This is a genomic window from Bartonella bennetti (assembly GCF_045945445.1).
Taxonomy (GTDB): domain Bacteria; phylum Pseudomonadota; class Alphaproteobacteria; order Rhizobiales; family Rhizobiaceae; genus Bartonella.
The window spans coordinates 860,791-884,754 of sequence record NZ_CP174576.1 but is presented as its reverse complement, the minus strand read 5'-3'; the positions used below and the strand labels follow the sequence as shown (position 1 = coordinate 884,754).

Below are 23,964 nucleotides of genomic sequence, written 5' to 3'. Positions count from 1 at the left end.
TACCTGAAACTATTTTATATTTGAAATATGAAATGTTTGTTTTTAGTCAAGCGCTTTGTTTATGAATTGCTATTTTTTATTTATGGCATCAAAATTGATAATTTTTAGCATGAATTTTTATTTAAAATACAAAATAATCAATATCGTAGGTTAGTTCTATGAAAGCCATTTTTGTATAATATGCGCATGCTTATCTTGTCCAAGATGATTGATAAGGAAAGGACCAATTTTTTTTATTTCGTCTTCAAGAAGATAAGGAGGATTAATAAGAATCATGCCACTACCATCCATTTTAGGTGGTGATGCGCTTTTCCGAATACGCATCTCGAGTTGTAAAATTTTTGGAATTTCTGTTTTTTGCAGTGCATAAAGAAAAATTTCAATCTCTTTATCATATTTAACAGGATACCATAACGCATATACTCCTCCAGAGAAACGTCTATATGCTTTCACTATTCCTTCAATAAAACGGGAAAGTTCCCCTGGTTGTTCAAAAGAAGGATCAATGAAAATGAGTCCACGCTTTTCTTTTGGTGGTAGGTGAGAATTTAAAGAAAGCCAACCATTTAGATGCAGAATTTTTGTTTGGTAATCACCAGAAAAGTGACGGGCTAGAATTTGGTAATCTTCATGGTGCAATTCAATTGCGGTTAGTCGATCTTTTTTACGCAATAGTTGGCGAACGAGAATAGGTGATCCAGGATAGAATACAATCTCTTTAGTTCTTTTATTGATTGCAAAAATAACATTATACCATGGAGCAAGAAGTTCTTTTAAGTCTTGGGGGATAGGAATTGAGAGAAGTCGCCCGACGCCTTCACGCCATTCTTCTGTTTTATGTGCTTCTGCAGAAGAAAGATCATAGAGTCCAATACCCGCATGCGTATCTATAACGCGAAAGGCTTTTTCTTTGCGCTTAAGATATTCTATTATGCGTGTGACAATAATGTGTTTAAAGACATCAGCAAAATTGCCAGCATGATAAATATGCCGATAATTCATGAGTAAAATTTATCATATATATAATTGTTTAACAAATTTCTTTTTAACGTAAATAATGGCTTTTGTAGCAGTAAAAGATCTAAACCTAGAAAAATTTAAATCTTTAAAATCTATGGAGATTATTAGAGTTTTAATAGCGTTGAGGATTTTATTGTCAAATTTTTATGATCTTTAATGTAAAAGTAAAATTTTTAGAATAATAAAAATTTTAACGACCATTGATATTTTCGAGTAGCTTAAACACATTCTATTACATTTCTGATATCAAGATATTTTGCAGAGATAAACATTAAAAATATTCTTTAGATTTAAGAGCATGCTGAATTTAAAGTAAATCAATTGTAGATAGAAAAGATATTTGAATCTAATGACAGTATATTTTTATAATTTTATTTATGTTTCTTTATTAACAAATTAACTTTATTGGTGGGTGATGAGGGAATTGAACCCACGACCCGCTGATTAAGAGTCAGCTGCTCTACCAACTGAGCTAATCACCCACATTTTTCAAGAGGTAAAAATGAGCACTCTCCTATAACGTTTCAAAAAGAAGATGTCTAGATAGGCTTGTTGTTTTTGATCTATTTATAGGGAATAAAGAGAGCTTATAGTTATATTATAAGTTAAAAAATATTCTTCTCCTCTTGATATTATATAAAAATAAACCTATTAGTTAAGGTATTCTATAAATAGATGTTCTACTTAATGTAGAGTGATAATTGGAGGGTCGTCGAGCGTAATGCCCGGGCAAGATTCAGGAGAGCCTTCTTGTAGTGTCAAGCGGTGTGGGTTATTATTGTTTTTTATATATTCCATCAATAACCATATGGGTTCAAACACTGCTTTGAAGATACTTACTTTTGCATGTAATTTATTTGTACTCAATATTATTGATTACTTATGCGGATGAAAGTTTATGATCTTTTTCATCAGCAACATGTGTTTAAGCTTTTTAATTTTAAAGATGTTTTTAAAGGGTGAGCTATAATGGAATGGATCACTGATCCCCATGCGTGGTTTGGCTTGGTTACATTAATTTTTCTCGAAATTGTTTTAGGCATAGATAATCTTGTTTTTATTGCGATCTTAGCAGAAAAATTACCGTTACATTTACGTGATCGTGCATGTTTTATAGGGCTAACTTTAGCGTTATTGATGCGACTTTGTCTTCTCACGGTTATTGGTTGGGTAATGAGTTTTGATAAGGTAATTCTTTCCATCTCATCCTTTGTATTTAGTTGGCATAACCTAATCTTGATTGGTGGTGGAGCTTTTTTATTAGCAAAAGGAACATTGGAGTTACACGAAAGATTAGAAGGTACGATGCATACACAAAAAAAAGGAGTTATTTATGCTGTTTTTTGGCAAGTGATTATTCAAATTGTTGTGCTTGATGCAGTGTTTTCTCTTGATAGTATTATCACTGCAACGGGTATGATTGCTAAAGAGCAAACAATGGTTATGTATATAGCGGTTATTATCGCTATGGGTGTAATGATGTGGGGATCAGGAATCCTTATGAATTTTGTTAATCGTCATCCTACTATTGTGATTTTGTGTCTTGGTTTCTTGATGATGATTGGTTTTGCTCTCATTGTTGAGGGTTTTGGCTTTCATATTCCAAAGGGTTATTTGTATGCTGCAATTGGTTTTTCAGTTGTCATTGAAGTTTTTAATCAAATTGGACGTCGTAATCGTGAAAAGATGATTACGACAAATGATCTACGTGAACGGACAGCTGATGCTGTCTTGAGGCTTTTAGGAGGTGGGAAAAAAGGTGGAAATCTTAGCGAAACTGTAGATGTCATTGTTGAACAAGCTACTACTTCAGAAATTTTTCGGCCAGAAGAAAAAGAAATGATTCGTGGTGTTCTTGATTTAGCAGATCGCCCTGTACGTTCTATTATGTCACCACGTAATGAAGTTGAATGGTTAGATTTAAATGGTGACGAAAATGCAATGCGTGAAGAATTGCAACGAGTTAAACATAGTCGCTTAGTTCTTGCGCGTGAAAAAGTAGATGAATTTGTCGGTGTTGCTTTGACAAAAGACCTTCTTTTAAATTTAGCTGAGGGTAAAAAGATTAATTGGCAAAAAGCTATGCGTGAGCCACTTGTTGTTCATGAGAATACAGGTGTTTTAAGATTAATGGAGAAATTACGTCATTCTCCAATTCAACTTGCGATTATTGTTGATGAGCATGGATCTTTGAAAGGTATTGCAACACCAACAGATATTTTTGAAGCGATTGCAGGTGATTTTCCTGATGATGATGAATCTGTTGTGGCAGAAAAACTCGAAGACGGAAATCTACTTGTTGAGGGATATGCTGATATCCGTCGTTTAAGCGGTTATCTTGAGCGTAATCTTGTTGATGAAGCAGACCGTTATACTACGCTTGCAGGGTTCATGCTTTGGCGTTTGGGGTATTTACCAAATGAAGGTGAAAGTTTTGAAGCTGAAGGTTTATGTTTTAAAGTCGTTGAAATGGATCGCCGGAATATCTCTAAAGTTCTTATTTCTCCAATTGTTATGTAGTAGAAATACTAATTGTTGTGGTAATAAAATAAATGGAGAAGCAAACTTAATTATAGTCAATAACTGAAATAATGGAAAAATCATTTGTATCGATTACGCAAATATTATCACACTAGTAGATTGCTAATCATATGTGAAGAGATTAAGCTTCAAACGAGTTTTCCTGTGGAAATCTTATTAGTTAAATTTAGATATTAGTTTGTATCAACATAGTATAATTCTTTTTTATTCAGGCGGTTTTTTTTGTATGCGTTTAAAATATTGTTTGGTTTCAAAAATTGCTATAAAGAATAATGAAATGATAAACGGTATGATCAAATAAAGCATTCTAAATACGATAAGTGCTGCAATAACATCGGTGGGGTCTATATTAGGCATACCTGTTATAAATAAAGCCTCAAGTACTCCCATACCTCCTGCGGGGGCATTAGAGAGAAGAGTTATAGAGAAAGATGCAAGGAATACACCAAGTACAGAGATAAAATTAATATCAGCATCATGTGGTAGTACAGCATATATAATTCCTGCTGCTCCTAAAATCTCTAATGGGCTAATAATAAGTTGTCGAATAACAATTTTAAGCCGTGGATAAAAAAGCTGAACTTTTTTGCTTATACGTAAGGGTTTTAACTGCAGCCAACTGCCGAAAATATAAAGAGCTATACAGGTGAGTAAAATCATACCAATTATCTTTCCTAACCATTGGGGAAGATCATTGTGAATGAGGGTAATAATTTCTGGTTGTAAAATTAAAACAATACCAGAAAGTAAGATTGTACCAATTACAAAAGTGAATGAACAAAAGCCGACTAATATAGCAATTTCTGTTCCACTTAGCCCTTTTATTGTATAAGCGCGATAACGTACGACAGCACCAGAAAAAATTGATGCACCGATATTATGTGAGAGTGCATAAGTAGTGAATGAACATATAGCTATAAATATCCAAGAAATTTTACGACCAAGATGTTGCAAGGCAATTCGATCATAACCAGCAAGAGCTGTATAAGCAATGAGTGAGCAAAAACAGGCTAAAAGCCAATGATGCGTGCTTAAATTAGAAAGACGTTCTAATACAGCACTAAACGAAATAGCAGATAACTTTATATAAAGAATGCGAATCGATATCAACATTGCTAAAATGCCAATAAATGGCCATATAAATTTCTGTAGTTTCACACTTCATTTACCCGTTTTGGTTTTTGTTTACGTTTTTTGTAAAGTTAATTCATTATTAGGCATATTCGTTACAGATCGCTGTCCAATTATATACTCAATAAAACCATTAGCGATTTCTTTGTCATTCGTTACTACAATATCTGCTCCTAAATCCATTAAATAAGATGTTTCTGATTCAGATAGTGCATGAGCAATTATTTGAAGGTTTTTGTTCAGATGGCGTATATTTACTATACATTGCCCCGCTTCAATAGTACTTCGCATTGTAATAACGACTTTACATGCGCTTTTAATATTGGCTGCATGAATAATTTCCTTTTTAATGATATTACCACAAATGGTTTCTATTCCATTTGCTATTGCTTTATCAGCAAGACGCTTTGATTCTTCAACTACTATAATAGGCTGACCTCTTTCTATTAAAGATAATGTTATGTATTTTCCAATACAGCTATAACCAATAATCACAATATGGTCAGTTTTTGAAGTAATTGATAGAGATTCTTCATCGGAATCTTCAGGATTGATATTAATAATTGTTTGTTTATCTTGCGAGTTAGCAGAAGAATTTTCTAGATATTTTTTAATTTTATCAACAGCAATAAAAACAAGAGGATTGAGCAAGATAGAAAGAATTGCACCTCCAAGAATTAAATCGCGAGCGTTGTTATTTAAAAGTCCAAGGCTTGAACCCAGTCCTGCAAGGATAAAAGAAAATTCTCCAATTTGTGCCAGGCTGGCCGAAATAGTCAAAGCTATTCCATTAGAATAGCGGAAAGCTTTAACAATAAAAAAAGCAACAGCAGATTTCCCTACGATGATAATCGATAAGGTTGCGAGAAGAGAAAAAAAGTTGGTCAGAATTTTCGTAGGATCGAATAACATGCCTACAGAAACAAAAAAAAGAACTGAGAATGCATCTCGCAGTGGTAAAGATTCTTCTGCTGCACGATGACTTAATTCTGACTCGCTCATCATCATACCTGCAAAAAAAGCACCAAGAGACAGTGAAACACCAAATAAATGAGCAGCTCCAAAAGCTACTCCTAATGCAATAGCAAAAACACTAAGGCGGAATAATTCACGCGATCCAGATTGTGCGCTCACTTTTAATAACCATGGTATAAAACGCTTTCCAATAACGAACATTAGAGCAAAAAATACAATGATTTTTAAAATTGTTAGGCCAACAATTCCCCAGGTGTTTAAATTGAGCCATTGAATAAGAGGGTCGATTGGTTCCTTTTTTGTATTACCAAGGATGTTTGCTAGTGCAGGCATAAGAACTAGTATTAGAACCATAGCTAAATCTTCAATAATTAACCAACCAATGGCAATACGTCCTTTTTCTGTTTCAATCAGGTATCGTTCTTGCAGAGCACGCAGCAAGATTACAGTACTTGCTGTCGATAATGCTAAACCAAATACTAAACCATCACTAAATCCCCATCCCATAATCCAACCGAGGCATAAGCCGAGAAAAGTAGCAAATACCATTTGTATAATAGCTGCAGGAATAGCTATGGCTTTAACAGATAAAAGATCTTTTAATGAAAAATGCAATCCAACACCAAACATCAGCAAAATAACGCCGATTTCAGCAAGTTGGTTGATCAAAACAGAGTCTACTTTAAAACTTCCGACATTAGGTCCTACGACGACACCAGCTAATAGATATCCTACTAATGGAGAGATACGCAAACGGTTAGCAATCATTCCGAAAATAAATGCTAAACATAAACCTGCAACAATAGTTGTAATTAATGGCGTATCGTGAGGCATAATTATAGTATAGTGCTTTCTTTAAAAATAGTTGTCACAATGATTATAATTTTTAAAAAGAAAAAAGAATAACATATTATATAAATTAACACGCTATTTTAATTAGTAGTTATATAATTTGAATTGTTGTTTCTTTTATTTTTCCTATAGCACCAATTATTTAATAATAATAAAATGGGAGCTGCAATAAAAATAGAAGAGGATGTTGCAATAATAATTCCAAAGACTATTGGCCACGCAAAATTATTAACAGCACTTCCTCCCCATAGAGCCATAGGTAACATAGCTAATATCGTAGTGGCTGATGTAAAAATACAGCGTATAAAAACCTGATTAATTGAGAGATCAATTATTTCACGCAATGGTGTTTGTTTATAAAGACGCATATTTTCACGCATTCGATCATACACAACGACTTTATCATTAATTGAATAACCAACAATTGTCAAAAGAGCAGCGATGGCTGTTAAATTGAAATCAAATTGAAATAAAACAAAAAAACCAATCATTTTTGTAATATCAAGGATAAGTGTAACTATTGCTCCAATAGCAAAAAACCATTCAAAGCGCCACCAGATATAGAGAGACATAGCCGCTATTGCTAGAATGACAGCAGTAACACCAGCTGTAGCAAGCTCACCTGAAATTTTAGGACCAACAATTTCTGTTTGATCAAATATTGTATCTGGGTAAATGCTTTGCAAAGTTTTTTTGACTTTATCAATAGCAATAGTGTGTTGAATTTCTCCACCATTTTGTTGTTGTATGCGAATCAGTATGGTATTTTCATTATCAATATTTTGTAATGTAACTTCACCAATATTAAGAGCAGAAAGATGTGAACGCAAAATTGCCAAATTTGCGGGTGTTTTTGTCGTAATGGTCATTTGGCTGCCACCAACGAAATCAATTCCAAAGTTTAAACCAGGTTTAAAAAACAAAAAAATTGAAAACAGAGATAAAACGATTGAAATACCAATACCAATGAAACGAGCATTCATGAAACGAAAAGTGGTGTTTTTAGGGATAAAATTGAAAAAAGACTGAAGCTTCAGTTTTTTTATTTTCCATTTATTCACTACCCAAATCATCATAATTCGTACTATGGTGATTTCAGTAAACATCGATATAATAATGCCAAGCAGCATTGTTACAGCAAAACCGCGAACTGGGCCGGTACCAAACCAAAATAATAAAACAGTTGCAATAACAGCTGTCACATTGGCATCAAGAATAGTTGCAAAAGCTTGTTTAAATCCACGATCTAAAGCAGCGAAGGCACTTATACCTTTTTGACTTTCTTCGCGAATACGTTCATTAATTAAAATATTGGCATCAACAGCGATACCAATACCTAAAATAATACCAGCAATGCCAGGTAAGGTAAGCGTTGCACCAAGAAGGCTTAGAGCAGAAAATATCAAAATAGCATGCAGTGCTATTGCTATATCAGCAATAATACCCCAGATGCCGTATAAAAGAAAAATAAAGACTGTAACGAGAATAAAGCCTATAATGCCTGTATATAGGCCCATTTTGATAGAATCAGCGCCAAGATTTGGACCTACAGTTCTTTCTTCAATAACGGTTAATGGTGCCGGTAAAGCACCAGCTCTTAGTAGAGCAGCAAGAGTTGATGCTTCTTTAGAATCAAAATTGCCTGTAATTTGTCCTTGTCCATTAGGGATGACACTATTAATGACGGGAGCAGTTAAGACTTTATTATCAAGAACAATTGCAAAAGGACGATTGATATGTTGGCGTGTTATTTCTGCAAATATCTTTGAGCCGATAGAATTCATAGTGAATGAGATGATAGAGCGCCCTGGTATTTGCGGATCAAATGCTGCCCGTGCATCTTTAAGAACATTTCCATCTAAAGCAATTTGGTCATAAATTGCATATTTTTGATTTGCATCAGTATAGCCAGAAAGAATTGAAACACCTATAGGTGGATTATTGATATCGACATTAGAAGGTACAAGATGAAAAGTCATTTTAGCAGTAGTTCCTATAAGATCACGTAATTGTTTTGGATCTTGTAGGCCAGGCAATTGAACCATAATACGATTGGTTCCTACCTTTTGGATAGCAGGTTCAGTAACACCGACTTGATCAATACGGCGGCGAATAATTTCCAAGCTTTGCTCGATAGCTTTGCTAACACGATCATTTATACCAGATTCAGTTAATGTCACATGAATAGTTTCATTTTGATTGTTAATCGCAATGTCACTAGTGGTCGTACCAAAGCTATTGTGTATAGGAGTGATTAATGTTTCTAAAGTAGTAATGGTTTTTTTATTTTGTGCGGTGTCATAAAGAACAACAACAATACTATCTTCAATGATACGGATACTGGATGTATGAATTTTTGCTTCACGCAATTTTGTACGTACATTACTTAAAACTGTACGTAACTGATCTCTCTTTAATGTTTTGGTATCTACTTCGAGTAAAAGGGAAGATCCCCCCTGAAGGTCAAGCCCAAGTGTTACATGGGTATTAGGCAGGAATTTTGAATTTTTGATTTGTTCTTCCGAAAATAAGTTAGGCAAGGCGACATAAATGCCGCTTAAAAGAATGAAACAATAAATAGTAGCCAGCCAGGCAGGTGTACGCATGATATATTCCAATTAGTAGATACGTTAAAATAATCAAAATTAGACGAGAAAAAAGTAAAATAAAATTGTTTTTATAAATCAAGTAAAAGGAAGTGAATGTTGATTTAAAAATTTTGCGTTTAAAGACTTTGAAATTGTATAGGAAAATTATGGCAGGAATTGAAAACACATTCAATACTAATATATTTTGAAAAAGTACAGCTATTAAGTTATGGTATTCATAGGATATTGCAATTTTTTATTTACAACTTTTATAACGAAATTGATTATATCTGTTTCTTTGAAAAAAGAGCACTATTTAAATTTTACAATCATTGTGTTGTTTAGATAGATATAGGTTTTTGAACCAAATGTTATCCAAAATGTGAGAATTGGATAAAAAAGAAAAGTTATAAAGAAAAAGAATTTCTTTTTTACAATGTGAATGCAAAAAAAACACAGTTAAGTGCTTTTTTCTATTGTTGATTTTAACTTATACTTATCAGCATTATTGGATGAGAGAAGGTTTTTATAAGCTTTTTTTATAAAAAAATGAGATGTTTATCGCATATCATAATTTTAAGGGAGTACTCAATAAATGCTTATTCTTAAGATAAATATGTCTTCATTTTTAAATAGAAACTTCCTTTTTTCCTTAGTTTTTCTAACCAATGTTTTCTCTAGTTTTAGTGCATGCGGAGATTTAGTATCACCAACTGCGACAGTCGTACAGTCAATAGGCTCACAATCAGTTGATAGAATGATTCAACAACAGGAAACGGTTATTGAGACTCTTGTGCAGAATATTAAAATTTTACAAACAAACTTAGAAAGCAAATCAGAAGATATACATGTTTTGACAAAATGGAGATTACAGGCACGAGATATCAGTAAACGAGCTTTAGACGCGGTATTTGTTTTGCGCACTTCTCTTAATGAAGTTAATGAGATTATCGATCAGTTGACTGCATTAGATGATAATCCAAAAAAATTGGAAAGCGAAAGAAAAAAATACTCAAATATCATAGAGCAAAAAAATAGAATTAATAAAGCACTTCATCAATTGGAGGAAATATTTTTAGCTGCAAATGAGATAGCGAAACTGACAATTTCTCAGTCTCGAGAACTTTTTGTATATATGTTTAAACAAGTTAAATTTTCAATATCAATGCTTCAAGAGGTTGTTGAAAAAACAAAAGAGGCCTTTTTTGATTTTATTTTATTATTTGATTCTTGGTGGAAATTTGTATCTTATTTTAAACCTTCACAATTATTTTGTGCTTTTTTTATTCCATTTGTTGTTACCTTAGGTCTTGCATATTTTTCTAGTAAATTTATTAAGCATGTAAGATCTTATGTTTTCAAAGAAAATGATGAGGTATCTTATCTACAACGTTTATTAATTGTTTTAATTTCAATTTTACTGCCTTCTTTTGTATGTGTTATTTATGTTTATCTGACGTTATTTTTATTTCGTAGTTTTGGCACAGATGTAGGAACACTTACAGATGTATTTCATACGATTGGGCATCAAATTATATTGGTCTTTTTATTGAATCGTACAGCAGTTATTCTTTTATCACCGCGTAGACCACATATACGTCTTTTAAATGTTACGCCATTGGCAGCATATCAATTGATAATTTGTATGACTCTTTTAGGTGTGGTTTTTGCATTGGATACGATTCTGGATAGTATTTATCGAATAATATCAGAATCTTTTTCCTTGATTATTGCAAAAAGCTTTATTGCTGTTTCTCTTGTAGGAGTCTTGTTGCTTATTATCTCGTTTATACCTTTGCGATTTAAGCGCCAAAGTATAAGAGAGGAAATTCCGTCTTGGCTGTTTTATATGCGTGTTTTGCTCATTATACTTGGGTTATTGCTAATTGTAATGAATTTCTTAGGTTATATTGGTTTAGCTCGTTTTATTATGCAACAAATTGTGATCTGTGGTGTATTTTTGGTGTTAATGTATTTAGGTATGCAAAGTGCTTGTGCTATCGGAAACGAAGGAGAACTTATCAGAACGAGTGTTGGTAGTGCTTTGATGAAAAGGTTTCATTTAGAAGAAAAAACAATGAATCGATTGGGGATCATTAGCAGCATTTTTTTAAATTTCGTTGTTATTGTATTTTGCACAATACCAATTGTTATGCAGTTTGGTTTTTCGTATTCCGATATGAAAACAATATTGTGGCAATTAATGACTAGTATTCAAATTGGGAATATATCCATTTCTTTGATTTCTATTATCATGGGAATAATCGTTTTTTTTGTTTTTTTGTTTTTTAGCCGCTTATTTATTAGTTGGTTAGATAGTATGATAATGGTGCGTGGAGAGTTCGATTCTGGTGTACGTAATTCTATCAAAACAGTCATAAATTATAGTGGTATTGCTTTATCAGCCTTAGTAGGGTTATCAATTGCAGGATTCAATGTTAGAAATTTTGCACTTATTGCTGGTGGGCTTTCGCTTGGTATTGGTTTTGGTTTGCAGAATATCGTCCAGAATTTTGTATCTGGTCTTATTATTCTGATTGGGCGGCCGTTTAAATTGGGCGATTATATAGAAACTGGAGCAGTGCGGGGTATTGTAAAACGTATTAGTGTACGTGCGACAGAACTTGAAACATTTCAGCGACAAACAATTATTGTTCCCAATTCAAGTCTTATTAATAATAATGTGAGCAATTGGACTCGTCCTAGTAAAATGGGACGAATTGATATACCTTTAACTGTTTCAACTAAAGTTGATCCAGAACGTGTTGTTGAAATGTTGTTGGAGGTTGCTTCAACAATAGAAGGAGTTTTAAAAAACCCTGCGCCACAGGCCAGTTTTACGGCATTTGATAGTAAGAATTTTTCATTTACTTTGGCTGTTTATGTGCCCAATATTACTTCTACATCTAAGGTTACTAATGCACTTCGTTTTATACTTTATAAACGTTTTGTTAAAGAAGGAATTGTGGAATGCTAAAATATAATTATATTATTTTGCAATAATCTTATTAGACATTTTTACTATAAAAAGTTTTTATGCAGTGATTAAAGATGCTGATTCAAAAGTGTAGCTTCTTGTTTTTGCTGAAAGGGAAATTCTTTCAAATATTCACTCAATTCCACTCACACAGTTATAAAAGTTGTATAAAAAACTATTTTATTGCTATTCGCTAATAGGCGAGCATTTTATAATAAAAATGGATGGTAATATATAGATTAAAGAGGGTAAGGTATTTTTAGAATAAGATAGTTTATTATTTTGCATAATATATTAGTTGCTATAAAATTATCACTAAATTTTATTTTTAGATCTAAATATACTTTTACATTTTTTCCAATGTATAATTTGTTGTTTGCAATGTGAAAATTTAAATTTATTAAGTTTTATCTTATTATTAAGCAATGCTGTGATTATCTGCGAGATATAAAGTACTTAAGAGGAAGAGATTGCTTGTTGTCCATAAAATTTTTGAGTTTAAATTTAAATATGGTTATAAGGAAATATTGTTATGCATGTTTATTATGATAGTGATGCAGACGTTAATTTAATTAAAAAGAAGAAAGTAGCTATTGTTGGTTATGGTTCTCAAGGATGTGCACATGCATTAAATCTTAAGGATTCTGGTGTTAAAGATCTGAAAATTGCTTTGCGATCAGGGTCAGCAACAGTTAAAAAGGCTGAAACAGACGGTTTTGAAGTTGTTAATGTTGTTGATGCGGCAAAGTGGGCAGACTTCATTATGATGGCAGCACCTGATGAATTGCAGGCGGATATTTATAAAGATTCTATTCATGATTATTTACGTGATGGAGCAGCAATTGCTTTTGCTCACGGTTTTAATATTCATTTTAGCTTAATTAAAGTTAAAAAAACAGTCGACGTTGTAATGGTTGCACCCAAAGGGCCTGGTCATGCGGTACGTAGTGCATATCAACGTTATGGTGGTGTCCCTTGTTTAATTGCAATTGAACAGGATAATTCGGGACAAGCTCATGATATAGCATTGTCTTATGCTTGTAACATTGGTGGTGGACGTGCTGGTGTGATTGAAACAACGTTTAGAGAAGAATGTGAAACGGATCTTTTCGGTGAACAAGTTGTACTTTGTGGTGGGCTGGTTGAGCTTATTCGTGCAGGTTTTGAAACACTTACAGAAGCAGGTTATGCATCAGAAATAGCTTATTTTGAATGTTTACATGAAGTTAAATTAATTGTTGACCTTCTTTATGAAGGTGGTATTTCCAATATGAATCGTTCAATTTCCAATACAGCTGAATGGGGTGAATATATATCTGGGCCACGGATAATTACTGGTGAAACTAAGGCTGAAATGAAGCGTATTTTGAAGGATATTCAGACAGGTAAATTTACATTAGATTGGATACAAGAATATAAAACTGGAGCAACTCATCTTAAAAGTATGCGTCGTTTAAGTGATGTCCATCCCATTGAAGAAGTTGGTAAAAGAATTCGTACTATGGTACGGTCAATGAAATCTGGTGCTTTAGTTAATAAGGAACACAATTAAATTTTATATTGAATTAATCCAAAAGTGATCTCTTATATAAAAGAGTAAAAGAAATTATCCTTTATTTATTTGATTGATAGAGTCTTTTGTTCCAAAAATGGAATACATGATTCCTAAGAAAATAAACCACAGTGGAGTGCATTTTAAAGCTGTCAAGGTATCAGATTCTAGTGTCAATAAAAAAAGAATAAAGGCAAAGAAAGCTAAAATAATCCAACACATAAAAGTACCTCCTGGCATTTTATAGGTAGAAGTAATGTGCTGCGTAGGATAGTTGCGACGATAAATTATATAACTGATTAAAATTATAGACCATACAAATATAAATAAAATTGCTGCAATGCTGGTGATAATTGTAAAAGCGCTTATAATTGTTGGTGATAATAACAAAAGTGTATAGCTTAATAAAACACATAAACAAGAGAAGAATAGTGCATTAGCTGGAACATAATTGTTAGAAAGTTTTCCTAAAAAACTAGGAGCTCCCCGTCTAGTAGCAAGACCGTATATCATACGGCTAGTAGAAAAAATTCCACTATTTGCGGAAGATACAGCTGATATGAGAACAATAAAATTAACTAATCCAGCAGCAGTTGGAATACCAGCTAGCAAAAACATGTCGACAAATGGGCTTTTATCTGCAGCAATCTGATTCCAAGGAGTAACTGACATAATTACAATGAGAGAAAAGATATAAAAGAGTACGATACGGGTAGGGATTGAGTTGATCGCTTTTGGCAGGACTTTTTCAGGCTCTTTAACTTCAGCTGCAGTGATTCCAGCTAGTTCAATACCCACGAAAGAAAAAATACTAATTTGAAATCCGGCAAAGAAACCTGCAATACCTTGAGGGAAAATATCTCCATCATTCCACACGTTACGGAGAGAAGAAACGGTACCATATGGAGAAGTGAAGCCAATAAAGATCATATAAGATCCAATAACGATTAATGCTAAAATTGCTACAATTTTAATAAGGCCAAACCAAAATTCAAGTTCACCAAATAATTTTACTGCTACGAGATTAAATATTAAAAAGAAAACAATACAGATGAAAACAGGAATCCATGGATTAAGTTCATACCACCAAAATTGCGCATAATTGGCTATTGCGATAATATCTGCTGTTCCGGTTACAATCCAACATAACCAATAAGTCCAGCCGATAAAAAATCCAATCTTTGGTCCTAAAAAATGAGCTGAAAAATCAATAAAAGACTGGTATTCTGTATTTGAGAGAAGCAATTCTCCCATAGCGCGCATTACAAAATAAAGAACACAACCGATAATGGCGTAAACTAATATGATTGAAGGACCAGAGATACTAATTGTTTTTCCTGAACCCATGAATAGACCGGTTCCAATAGCACCGCTGATAGCAATGAGTTGTACATGACGATTGCCCAATCCACGTTGTAATTTCCTTTGATGATTTTCAGCTAAATTTTGTTTATAGTCCATTTTTATGAAGACCTCCTTATTATTAAGGCTAAATTACGCTAAAAAAGGCAATTACTCATATAGACGCATGATATAAGTGAGTCGTAAAAAAGAAAACATTTTTAATGGTTTTAAATGACTTATAAATTCAAAAAATGAAGTGAGCTGATAATGATTTTATTATTTTATTTGGATGAGTAACAATAGAAAGTTAGATATAGTACTTTAACTACTCTTTGGAAATTGAATTGTTTTTTTCTGGGCTAATGCATAAATGTTATTCTCGTTTATATAGAAAAAACTATTTTCGTGCTTATCAATGTATTCTAATATCTGTTTGGTTGTAGGAGATTTTCAATTATCTTAATTGTTTTTTCTAAGTCATTGACTGCATCTACTTTCATTATATGTTCTGTACTTGAAATTCAAAATAGTATATCAATATTATAGGCTTATATTGGGATTATTATTTTATCTTTATACACTTAAAATTTTAAAAAAAGCAATAAAATACTTTTTGTTTTTTATTGTTAATATTTTAGGAAGGAATAAGTACTCTTAAATAAAATAGCAGATTTATGAATGAAGCAGTTGAAGGTTAAGAGGCATATATATTAGTTTATAATTTCTTCTTTTATAAATTAAAGTGGTCAAAGCTAATTGTAGTAATCATTTCGCTTGTTGTGTTTGTGGGAATAGAAATCTTACACACTATAAGAGATAAAATTTGTACATATCAAGTCAAGAAAATTTTTTCTAAAAAGGTAAGTAAATACAGTATAGTTTTGAGGAAAAATAATATTAATATTACTAATGATAATGCAAAAAAGCATAAATTATGCTCTGCTAGTATTAAATCAAGAAAAAGTTATGCTGAGGAGGAAAAGTTTAGCTTTATCGGATGTTTTAATAGAATTTGAAACGAAGGAGCACTAATTAATATACAGGGATAAATAATTAGAGAAAGTTCTCCTAAATTGAAAGTTAAAGCTGTTGTCCCACAAGTTTCGAGCTATCTTCTTTTCCCTATATGTTTTTCTTAATACTTTATTGAAAATTATTGAGAATCCGAGTGTAATTAGAGTTATTAATTTCTATAGGATATTCTTTATTTGCAGCTTGTAACATTTCTAATTTTAAATCTTCTCTTATCATCATATCTATATTAGTGCGTATATCAGGTAAAAGAGTATGAGCTGTAATATCTTCAGGTATGATTGATGTCGTTATTTTATAAATAATACGATTTTCTGCATTTACACCTTTTACTACGCCGTAATGATCTTTGGGACTATAAAACAGTGCTTTAACTCCTTCAACGCCGAAGATTTGTGAGGAATCTTGGCGTCGCAGAGCTGGAGTTGTTTGTTTTATAATACCAAGCTCTGTTGCAAGAGCATCAAGACTTTTTCCTTTAGCTAGTTGTTTGAGAGTATCTTGAGCTTTTTCATCAAGAAGACGCTGAATTTCTTCCTCTTTCCATTGAATAATCACGTTTTGTTTTGCTTCTGAAAGTGTTCTATCACGGGCAGGAATAATCGTATCTACTTGATACCAAAGATATCCTCCTTCTGGAAGAGAAAGTGGATCCATATCAATACTTTCATGTGATTGATAAATAGCATTTAATAAAATATCTTTCTGAGGTAAGTCTGTGAGTGATATTCCTTCAGTTGTCTTTCCTGTTTGATCAATAGTAATTTTGCGTAGAGGTAATTTATATTGTTTTGCCAGCTCTGCAAGAGAAGCACCTTCAAAACGAGCATTTTCAATTTCTGTATACTTATTACGTACATGAGTTGTAGCATAGTTTTTGGCAAGTATTTGGCGAATCTCTTTTTCTACCTTTTGAAGGGGAATTGGAGTTGAAGGCGTAATATGTGCAACGCGAATAATTACAGGGCCTTGCAGATCATTAATGACAGCACTAATTTGCCCTTTTTTGAGCTCAAAAATCTCAGATGCTAAATGATTAGGAAGTTCATTTTCTGCTAGAGGTCCCTTCGTTATATCACTGAGTTTTTTTTTCTCTTCTTTAACTAAGGCATCAAAACTTAAGCCCTCGGCTATTTTTTTTGCTGCATTATCAGCGGCTTCACGTGTAGAGAAACGTAGTTCTTCAATTATACGTTTTTCAGGAATAATAAAACGCGAAGCATTTTGAGTATAATAAGTCTGTATTTCATTTACTGAGACGTCTTGTGGTTTTAAAAATTCTTCTGATGTTATAGATAATAAAGAGACAGTACGATATTCTGGAGCACGAAATTTTTTCTTGTGAGTATCAAACCATTTTTCTAATATCTCTTGATTAGGATCAGCAACTTTTTCCCCTTTTTTTAGATTTATAACGAGGTAATCAGCGATGCGTTTTTCTTCGTGATAAGTAGCAAGTGCTTTGTAGAAAATATCTGGTGCTTTCATACCAGATAATGAAGCTAAAATAAGCTGATTACGTTTTTCTTTTTTTGTATAATAGTTTAAGAAATTCCTTTCGTTAGTATGTAATTGTTGAAGATAGTTGAGAAATAAATCGCGATTAAAGGTTCTATTACGTTGAAAAATATTATCGTTACCAATGATCCGAGCTAGCATATCTTTTGAAAGATTAATTTTCATTTTACGCGCTTGTTCATCAAAAAGGACATCCTGTTGCAACTGATTTAGTACAAAAACGGGAATTTTATATCTCTGTATTTCATCTGGTGTAAACATTCGTCCAAGATGAGAAGTAATCGCTAAACGTAAACTTTGATCAGCAAGTGCGAGACGATAATTATCAATAGTTATTGTAGATTTCCCAGAAGTAAGAAGCTCCTTTTCATTCATTATATGTAATTGTGGTACACCCCATAGAAATATAAAGCATAAAAGCAAAGTGGTAAGAAAAATCTTGGCAACCCAAGAATTTACAGCCTTTCTTATGGTCTTAAGCATTATTCTATTAATCCTATAATTGGGTATATTGATTATTAACAAGGATAGAATTTGCAATAAAGATGAAGAAGATGCAAGCTTAAAGACTTGCTTTTGTTGTATAATTTGATACTTAACGCAAAAAATGTATTAAGATAGCCTTTGAGGTGAAAATATGGCTTCGGATCTCCAACCTTTGATTGCTGGAAATTGGAAAATGAATGGAACAGGCGAATCTCTTGGAGAGCTGCGAGCTATTGCTGCTGGTGTTAGCTCTGATTTGGGTCGTTTGTTTGAGGCACTTATTTGTGTTCCAGCCACACTTTTGTCACGTGCTTCTGATATATTACATGATGAAAAGCTTCTTTTAGGAGGACAAAATTGCCATTTTGACAGGAATGGCCCTTATACTGGAGATGTTTCAGCATTTATGCTTAAAGAGGCTGGAGCTAGTTATGTGATTATTGGACATTCAGAGCGTCGTATAGCCTATAATGAAAATGATGCTGTTGTTTATGCTAAAGTAAAAGCTGCATGGCGAGAAGGTCTTGTTTCTCTTGTTTGTATTGGTGAGACGTTAGAAGAACGTGAAGACGGTAAGGTATTTGATGTAATCAAACAGCAGCTTGAAGATTCTTTGCCAGATGGTTCAACAGGAAAGAATACAGTTATCGCTTATGAGCCGGTGTGGGCTATAGGTACGGGGAAAATTCCTACTTTGACAGATGTTGAGAAGATCCATAGTTTTATTCGTGAAAAGATTAGCTTTCGCTTTGGTGATAATGGGTATAAAATACGCTTGCTGTATGGCGGATCAGTAACGTCGTCTAATGCATTTGAGCTTTTGAGCATCCCCCATGTTAATGGTGCTTTGATCGGTGGAGCAAGCTTGAAAGCAGTTGATTTTTTAAATATTTGCGATGTTTATCGTAGATTATAAGGAGTAAATCATAATTACCTCTTGGATTATATTTAATTTATGTGTAGGTAGTTGTGAGTAATTATAAAGAGCAAAACTTATGCAAACAGTACTAATTGTTATTCATTTTTTGGTTGTTATCGCTTTGGTTGGTGTTGTGTTACTTCAGCCTTCGGAAGGCGGTGGATTTGGCGGTGGTTCAGGTTTTATAAATACCCGTGGTACCAAAAGTGCATTGACGCGTTTGACGACTCTTTTAGCAATTTGTTTTTTCGCAATATCGATTGGGCTTATTGTGATTGGAAATTTATCAAATTCTAGTTCTGATATTCTCAATCGTATTCCAATTAACTCGGAACAAAATTCAACAAAAGAGAATACGTCAGAGAGTACACTATCAGTTGGGGATGAAGCTCAGCCTTCTATTATTGATCAATTGGGTGGTATTCCTGAATCTTCTCAACAACAAAATGGTTTAGCTGTGCCTAAAAATGAAGATCCACTTCCTCCACCAGTGGGTAATCCTATTTCTAAATAATAAGCCTAAGTGGTTTTATATAAATTCGTATAGATCATTATGAAGTATTGTGTTCCGCATTTTTATTTTGTGAAATAAAGATTGTTTTTTTTCATTTTTTACTAGAAAAATCATCATGAATTATTTATCATCACAATCCCATGGCACGTTATATTTTTATTACTGGTGGTGTGGTTTCTTCTCTTGGAAAAGGCATTGCTGCGGCAGCTTTAGCCGCATTACTTCGGGCTCGTGGTTATCACGTACGGATCCGAAAACTTGATCCTTATTTGAATGTTGATCCAGGAACAATGTCGCCTTATCAACATGGTGAAGTATTTGTTACTGATGACGGTACAGAAGCAGATCTTGATCTTGGCCATTATGAGCGTTTTACTGGCTGTTCTACGAATAGCCAAGATAATATTACGACGGGGCGTATTTATCGCAATATCATTGAACGAGAACGGCGTGGTGATTATTTAGGAGCAACTGTTCAGGTTATTCCACATGTTACAGATGAAATTAAGAAATTCATTACTACGGGTAATGAAGAGTTTGATTTTATCTTGTGTGAAATAGGTGGAACCGTTGGTGATATTGAGGCTATGCCTTTTCTTGAAGCAATTCGTCAGCTGCATAATGAATTGCCAAAGCAAAGCGCTATTTATGTGCATCTTACATTAATGCCTTATATTTCTTCTTCAGGAGAATTAAAGACAAAGCCGACACAACACTCTGTTAAAGAGTTACGAGCAATTGGTATTGCTCCTGACATTCTTTTAGTGCGTACAGATCGACCTATTCCAGAAGCAGAACGGCACAAGTTATCTCTTTTTTGTAATGTTCGTCCAAGTGCGGTTATTCAGGCATTAGACGTTTCAACGATTTATGATGTGCCTATGGCATATCATAAAGAAGGCTTAGATTTGCAAGTTCTTTCTACTTTTGGAATTGATTGTGCTCCTGAACCAAAAATGGATTGTTGGGAAGATATTACATATCGGATTCATCATCCTGAAGGAGAAGTTACAATTGCAATCGTTGGAAAATATATTGGTTTGAAAGATGCTTATAAATCTCTTATCGAGGCGATTGTGCATGGTGGGGCAGCAAATAAAGTAAGGGTTAATGTTGAGTGGATTGAAGCAGAGCTTTTTGAAAAAGAAGATCCTACATCTTATTTAAAAAAAGTTCATGGGATTTTAGTTCCTGGAGCTTTTGGCGCACGTGGTGCAGAGGGTAAAATCGAAGCGATTCGATTCGCACGAGAGAATAAGATTCCCTTTTTAGGTATTTGTTTGGGTATGCAATTAGCCTGTATTGAGGTTGCACGCAATGTCGCAAATATTAAAAATGCTTCATCAAGTGAATTTTGCAAAACAAAAGATGCAGTTGTGGGTTTAATGACCGAATGGTTCAAGGGAGATGTTTTTGAAAAGCGCACTGCATTTGGAAATCTTGGTGGTACAATGCGTCTTGGTTCTTTTGTGGCTGAATTAAAAAAAGGTAGCCATATTTCAAAAATTTATGGCACTACAAAGATTTACGAGCGGCATCGTCACCGTTATGAGGTGAATATTCATTATAAAGATCGACTAGAGCAATGTGGATTAATTTTTTCTGGTATGTCGTTAGATGGCATGTTGCCAGAAACAGTAGAATATCTAGATCATCCATGGTTTATAGGTGTGCAATATCATCCAGAATTAAAATCGCGTCCATTTGATCCTCATCCACTTTTTTCTTCTTTTATTAAAGCTACTATAAAGCAAAGTAAGTTAGGATAGTTTATAAATTTATTTGCCTACTTTTGAGGAATGAAATGTTTAAATCAGACATCACCGTTAAAGTTGGAAATGTTATTTTTTCAAATGAAGCACCGCTTTCTTTAATTGCAGGTCCTTGTCAAATGGAGAGTCGAGATCATGCTTTTGAAATGGCGGGGCGGATTAAAACAATTACTGATCAGTTTGGTATTGGCTTTGTTTATAAATCTAGTTACGATAAAGCCAATAGAACATCTTTAAGTGCGACACGTGGCATTGGTCTTGAGAAAGCAATAGCTATTTTTTCTGATCTTAAAAAGGAATTTGGATGTCCAGTTCTGACTGATGTGCATACAGAAGAGCAATGTATGGCAGTTGCTTCAGTTGTAGATGTTTTGCAAATACCAGCTTTTTTATGTCGTCAAACAGATCTTTTAGTTTCAGCAGCTAGAACGGGACGTGTTATTAATATTAAAAAGGGACAATTTTTAGCTCCTTGGGATATGGAAAATGTCTTAGAAAAGGTGACTAAAAGTGGTAATCCTAACGTTATGCTTTGTGAGCGAGGTACTTCATTTGGTTATAATCGTCTAGTTTCTGATATGCGTTCATTGCCAATTATGCGTTCATTTGGTGTTCCTGTTATTTTTGATGCTACGCATTCTGTGCAGGAGCCAGGTGGTAGAGGGAGTTCATCTGGTGGGCAACGTCAGTTTGTTGAAGTATTAGCACGTGCTGCCGTTTCTATTGGAGTAGCCGGTATTTTTTTGGAAACACATCAAGATCCAGATAATGCACCGTCTGATGGTTTAAATATGATCAAAATTGATAATTTATACAGGTTACTTGAAATTTTGATAGATTTTGATTGTTTAGCAAAAAGAACAAATTAAATATTGAGCATGGGAAGTATTTTAGCACTATGGTATTTGTGGATAAAGTTAATAAAGGTTTTCGTTGAATGAGGGGTTTCGTATGACTGTAATTGTAGGTATTATTGGGCGTGAGGTTCTTGATAGTCGCGGTAATCCAACTGTAGAAGTTGATGTTCATTTAGAAGATGGAGCTTTTGGTCGTGCTATTGTTCCTTCAGGAGCATCGAGGGGTGCACATGAAGCTGTAGAACTTCGTGATGGTGGTCTACGTTATCAAGGTAAAGGTGTTGAAAATGCTGTTGCTGCAGTTAATGGTGAAATTTTTGAGGCCCTTATCGGACAAGATGCAAGAAACCAAAGAGCAATTGATCAAACAATGATTGCTTTAGATGGAACACCTAATAAAGCTCGTCTTGGTGCTAATGCTATTCTTGGTGTTTCATTGGCAGTTGCAAAAGCCGCAGCAGAATCATTAAACTTACCCTTGTATCGTTATATTGGTGGTACGCAAGCGCATGTTCTTCCCACTCCAATGATGAATATTATGAATGGGGGTGTTCATGCTGATAATCCAATCGATTTTCAAGAATTTATGATTATTCCAATTGGCGCTCCTACACTGAAGGAAGCAGTTCGTTATGGTGCTGAAGTTTTTCATATGTTAAAAAAACATTTGCAAAATGCAGGCTATAATACCAATGTTGGTGATGAAGGTGGCTTCGCGCCACATCTTAGGAATGCTAGTCAAGTCATTGACTTTATTGTAGATTCTATAATATCATGTGGATATAAACCGGGTGAACAAATTGCTATTGGTTTAGATTGTGCTTCAACAGAGTTTTATAAAGATGGTTCATATTTTTACATAGGTGAGAGTAAATATCGTAATACACAAGAACAGGTAAAATATTTGACTCAACTTGTTGATACTTATCCTATTATTACAATTGAAGATGGGATGGCTGAAGATGACTGGGAGGGTTGGAAGTTGCTGACCGATTCGATTGGTAAAAAATGTCAGCTGGTTGGTGATGATCTGTTTGTTACAAATTCAGCACGTTTACGCAATGGTATCAAAATGGGTGCGGCTAATTCTATTCTTATTAAAGTGAATCAGATTGGTACTCTAAGTGAGACTCTTGATGCTATAGAAATAGCCCATAAAGCAGGCTATCGTGCTATTATTTCTCATCGTTCGGGTGAGACAGAGGATTCTCTGATTGCGGATCTTGCAGTTGCGACTAACTGTGGACAAATTAAGACAGGTTCATTGGCGCGTTCGGATAGATTGGCGAAATATAATCAACTTATTCGTATTGAAGAAATGCTAGGAACACAGGCTCGTTATGCAGGTAATTTTTATCATTAATGGTTTTTAGCAGAAAGATAGAAAAACATTGTATTTTAAATATAATTTACACTGATAAATTTAAGTATTTATGCATAGCGTTTTAATGTAGCGATTTTCTTTGGGGAGTAAGAATGAGGGGTATAGTTATTAGCCAAGAACAGGACGTTTATCTTATATCAGGTGATGATGGTAAGCGTTATCAATTTGCAATTTGCGATTGGTTAGGAAAAAATCCACCACAAATTGGTGACTATCTTGATTTTGTATGTGAAGATGAAGTTGTTAAGTCTGTATTTCCGATCTTAAAAAAGGAAACAAAGCAATTAAAATTGATGCTCGCACTTATTTGTTGGTTTACTGGTATGTTTGGTACTCATCGCTTTATAGTTGGTAAAGTTGGGACTGGTATTGTAATGCTTGTTCTTTCTTTATCAGTCGTAGGGTTAATAGTTACTGCGGTTTGGGCAATTCTTGATTTTGTCTTTATTTTAGCAGGAAGCTTTACTGACAAAAACGGGAACAAAATTACACATTAGTAGAG

At 33.7% G+C, this 23,964-nt stretch carries 15 protein-coding genes and 1 tRNA gene; 9 read left to right on the top strand and 7 right to left on the bottom strand.

What is annotated here, in order from left to right:
* Nucleotides 1-156: 156 nt before the first annotated feature.
* Entirely contained in the window at nt 157-1,002 is an 846-nt protein-coding gene (locus ACJTDF_RS03970; RefSeq protein ID WP_407965046.1) for a 23S rRNA (adenine(2030)-N(6))-methyltransferase RlmJ, read from the bottom strand.
* 424 nt (nt 1,003-1,426) lie between these two features.
* Nucleotides 1,427-1,502 (bottom strand) — tRNA-Lys (locus ACJTDF_RS03965).
* A gap of 487 nt (nt 1,503-1,989) precedes the next feature.
* Between ACJTDF_RS03965 and ACJTDF_RS03960 the strand changes: the two genes are divergently transcribed.
* Nucleotides 1,990-3,540: a TerC family protein gene (locus tag ACJTDF_RS03960; RefSeq protein WP_407965045.1), complete on the top strand. Its 1,551-nt coding sequence runs from the start codon at nt 1,990-1,992 to the stop codon at nt 3,538-3,540.
* Nucleotides 3,541-3,765: 225 nt separating this feature from the next.
* Here ACJTDF_RS03960 and ACJTDF_RS03955 read toward each other — a convergent pair whose 3' ends face one another.
* The 3 genes from ACJTDF_RS03955 to secD form a co-directional block, all read right to left on the bottom strand.
* A complete protein-coding gene (locus ACJTDF_RS03955) occupies nt 3,766-4,719 on the bottom strand; it encodes a YbhN family protein (protein WP_407965044.1) in 954 nt (317 codons plus the stop codon).
* Nucleotides 4,720-4,746: 27 nt separating this feature from the next.
* Nucleotides 4,747-6,501 (bottom strand): YbaL family putative K(+) efflux transporter, encoded by a 1,755-nt coding sequence (gene ybaL / locus ACJTDF_RS03950; RefSeq protein ID WP_407965043.1) that lies wholly within the window; start codon nt 6,499-6,501, stop codon nt 4,747-4,749.
* 98 nt (nt 6,502-6,599) lie between these two features.
* On the bottom strand, nt 6,600-9,125 hold the full coding sequence (gene secD / locus ACJTDF_RS03945; protein WP_407965042.1) for a protein translocase subunit SecD: 2,526 nt from the start codon (nt 9,123-9,125) through the stop codon (nt 6,600-6,602).
* A 598-nt stretch (nt 9,126-9,723) separates the two neighbouring features.
* On the opposite strand from secD, the gene ACJTDF_RS03940 reads away from it, so the two are divergent.
* Together ACJTDF_RS03940 and ilvC are read left to right on the top strand one after the other, a co-directional pair.
* A complete protein-coding gene (locus ACJTDF_RS03940; protein WP_407966217.1) occupies nt 9,724-12,084 on the top strand; it encodes a mechanosensitive ion channel domain-containing protein in 2,361 nt (786 codons plus the stop codon).
* Nucleotides 12,085-12,616: 532 nt separating this feature from the next.
* Nucleotides 12,617-13,636, top strand: coding sequence for a ketol-acid reductoisomerase (gene ilvC, locus ACJTDF_RS03935; protein ID WP_407965041.1), 1,020 nt, complete (start codon nt 12,617-12,619; stop codon nt 13,634-13,636).
* A 54-nt stretch (nt 13,637-13,690) separates the two neighbouring features.
* Here the strand turns inward: ilvC and ACJTDF_RS03930 are convergent, their stop codons facing one another.
* Nucleotides 13,691-15,097 (bottom strand): amino acid permease, encoded by a 1,407-nt coding sequence (locus ACJTDF_RS03930; RefSeq protein ID WP_407965040.1) that lies wholly within the window; start codon nt 15,095-15,097, stop codon nt 13,691-13,693.
* Nucleotides 15,098-16,123: 1,026 nt separating this feature from the next.
* Nucleotides 16,124-18,013, bottom strand: coding sequence for a peptidyl-prolyl cis-trans isomerase (locus tag ACJTDF_RS03925; protein ID WP_407965039.1), 1,890 nt, complete (start codon nt 18,011-18,013; stop codon nt 16,124-16,126).
* A 154-nt stretch (nt 18,014-18,167) separates the two neighbouring features.
* On the opposite strand from ACJTDF_RS03925, the gene tpiA reads away from it, so the two are divergent.
* The 6 genes from tpiA to ACJTDF_RS03895 all read left to right on the top strand — a co-directional run bounded on the left by tpiA (nt 18,168) and on the right by ACJTDF_RS03895 (nt 23,959).
* On the top strand, nt 18,168-18,932 hold the full coding sequence (gene tpiA, locus ACJTDF_RS03920; protein WP_407965038.1) for a triose-phosphate isomerase: 765 nt from the start codon (nt 18,168-18,170) through the stop codon (nt 18,930-18,932).
* A 79-nt stretch (nt 18,933-19,011) separates the two neighbouring features.
* A complete protein-coding gene (gene secG / locus ACJTDF_RS03915; RefSeq protein ID WP_407965037.1) occupies nt 19,012-19,449 on the top strand; it encodes a preprotein translocase subunit SecG in 438 nt (145 codons plus the stop codon).
* Nucleotides 19,450-19,589: 140 nt separating this feature from the next.
* A complete protein-coding gene (locus tag ACJTDF_RS03910) occupies nt 19,590-21,218 on the top strand; it encodes a CTP synthase (protein WP_407965036.1) in 1,629 nt (542 codons plus the stop codon).
* A 35-nt stretch (nt 21,219-21,253) separates the two neighbouring features.
* Nucleotides 21,254-22,090: a 3-deoxy-8-phosphooctulonate synthase gene (gene kdsA / locus ACJTDF_RS03905; protein WP_407965035.1), complete on the top strand. Its 837-nt coding sequence runs from the start codon at nt 21,254-21,256 to the stop codon at nt 22,088-22,090.
* A gap of 82 nt (nt 22,091-22,172) precedes the next feature.
* The gene (gene eno / locus ACJTDF_RS03900) at nt 22,173-23,441 is read left to right on the top strand and encodes a phosphopyruvate hydratase (protein WP_407965034.1); all 1,269 of its coding nucleotides are present in this window, start codon (nt 22,173-22,175) and stop codon (nt 23,439-23,441) included.
* 113 nt (nt 23,442-23,554) lie between these two features.
* Complete coding sequence (locus ACJTDF_RS03895; RefSeq protein WP_407965033.1) at nt 23,555-23,959, top strand: TM2 domain-containing protein; 405 nt, start codon at nt 23,555-23,557, stop codon at nt 23,957-23,959.
* Nucleotides 23,960-23,964 lie beyond the last annotated feature (5 nt).